Source organism: Streptomyces sp. NPDC059456 (assembly GCF_042750055.1).
Lineage (GTDB): Bacteria > Actinomycetota > Actinomycetes > Streptomycetales > Streptomycetaceae > Streptomyces.
The window spans coordinates 1-2,121 of sequence record NZ_JBHYVA010001000.1; the positions used below are offsets into that span (position 1 = coordinate 1).

Sequence of the window (2,121 nt, forward strand, 5' to 3'; positions counted from 1 at the left end):
CCACCGAGACCGCCGTGCCCAGCCAGGTCGCGCCCAGCCACTGCGTGCCGAAGTACCCCAGGGCCACGCTGTACCCCGCCCAGGCCATGCCCGCCAGCACCGACCAGGGCAGGAACTCCATGACCTTGCGGTGGGTCTTGCCCGCACCCAGGGACACCACCGAGCGGCCGGCCGGGGCGAAGCGGGCGATCACCACCAGGGCGCCGCCACCACGCGCCAAAGCCGTGCCCAGGCGGTCATGGGCACGAGTCAGCCGACGGGACCGGGCGATCGCACGGTCGAGCCGGGCCCCACCCCGCCGAGCCAGCCGGAACGCGGCCATGTCACCCAGCACCGACGAGGTCGTGGCGATCACCAGCAGCGCCAGAATGTCGGGCACCTGCGCGGGAACCCCCACCGGCCCCGCCGCACCCGCAGCCGCCGCGGCCGCCGCAGCAGTGATCACCAGAACCCCGCTCGGCAGCACCGGCAAGAACACGTCGAGCACGACGGACACCGCCACCACGACATAGATCCACGGGCTCGCGGTCAGCGACCCCAGCGTCTCAAACAAGGCGGGACTCCCCAGTCCGATTGACGGGCTTCGGCGTAGAAGCGCCGCGACGTCGCGCGGGAGCGGCAGGGGCGGCTTGACAGCCATACAGCGTACGCCTGGCGTTGGTCCACCGTATGCCCGGGGCTTCCCGGACCCACAGTCTGTCAGCCCGGACCCACACGGCGCTCCGTCAATCCGCCGTCAGCTCCCGGTCCAGCACCGTCACCAACCGGGCAGCCGGCTCCCCCTTGCGCCCCCGGCGCGCCTGGTCCAGCCGGAGCCGGGCCGACCGGCCCGCCAACGCCAGCGTCATCAGCTGGTTCCCGAACCACGGCCCACCCGTACGCCGCCAGCTCAACGGAGGCCGGCCCGTCCGCCCGTGCCGCGAGAACCCGCGACCCAGCCACCGCCCCATCCGCGACCAGCCCAGCCGGAAACCCCACTTCACCACCGCATGGATCGAGTTGTGCACCGGCGAGCACGTCAGCTGGAACACCCGCGCCGTACTCGGTATTCGAGGCTCGGCCACATACGCATGATGGACATCCCCCGACAGCACGCACACCGTCGCCGGAGCCCGCGGACCCGTCCCCACCTCCTCGATCAGATCGCTCAACGCCGCGAACGAGGCGGGGAACGCCGCCCAGTGCTCCAGATCGCTGCGCCGCCGCAGATCCTCCCCGATCCGCGCCCACCGCGGCCCCCGCTCCCCCCGGCACAGCGCCGCGTCCCACACCTCCGCGTCATGGATCAACGGCGGCATCAGCCACGGCAGCGACGACCCGATCAGAAGATGGTCATAACCCCCGTGCCCGTCGAAGGCGTTGTCGCGGAGCCACTGCTGCTCCGACGGATCGAGCATCGCCCGCCCGCCCTCGGCCAGCACCCGCGCCGCCCGCGTATCCACCATCAGCAGCCGCGAGCGCCCGAAGTCACGCCGGTAGCTCCAGCGCACCGACCCCGGATCGGCATCCGCCTCGGCGGCGAACGCCCGCAGTGCGTCCGTGCCGTCCGGGCTCTCACGTACGGCCGCGTACACCGCATCGGCCGCGAGCTCGGCCGGCGAGAGATTCCCCAGGTGCTGGTACACCCAGTACGACATCAGCCCGCTCAGCACCCGCTCCTGCCACCACGGCGTCGCCCGCATCTCCGCCAGCCACGCCGCGCTCGTGTTCCAGTCGTCCACGACGTCGTGGTCGTCGAACATCTGCAGGCTCGGGACCGTCGAGAGCAGCCAGCGGATCTCCGGGTCGAGCCACGATTCGTAGTACAGCCGCGTGTACTCCTCGTAGTCCGCGACCTGCGCCCCGGGCGCCTCCCGCAGGTCCCGCCGGGCCGCGAGCCACCGTCTGGTCTCCCGCGACAGCTGGTCCGCGTACACCTGGTCACCCAGCAGGAGGAGCACGTCCGGCCGCACCTCCTCCGGATCGGCGGCCAGCCGCGCCGCCAGCGTGTCCAGCGCATCAGGCCCGTGCGGCCCGTGCCGGGGGGGGGGGGGGGCCCGCCCCGCGGCCCCCCCCCCCCCCACCCCCCCAACCCGGGCCAGGGGCGGATAAAAAAAAGTCGCAAGCGCGAACAAATGGTGG

At 72.6% G+C, this 2,121-nt stretch carries 2 protein-coding genes; both read right to left on the reverse strand.

Annotation, left to right across the window (positions count from 1 at the left end):
* A partial coding sequence (locus tag ACFXA3_RS41520; RefSeq protein WP_385196531.1) for a DedA family protein occupies window positions 1-553 on the reverse strand: 553 nt, incomplete at its 3' end.
* 172 nt (window positions 554-725) lie between these two features.
* On the reverse strand, window positions 726-2,121 hold a 1,396-nt coding region (locus tag ACFXA3_RS41525), incomplete at its 5' end, for an alkaline phosphatase D family protein (RefSeq protein WP_385196534.1).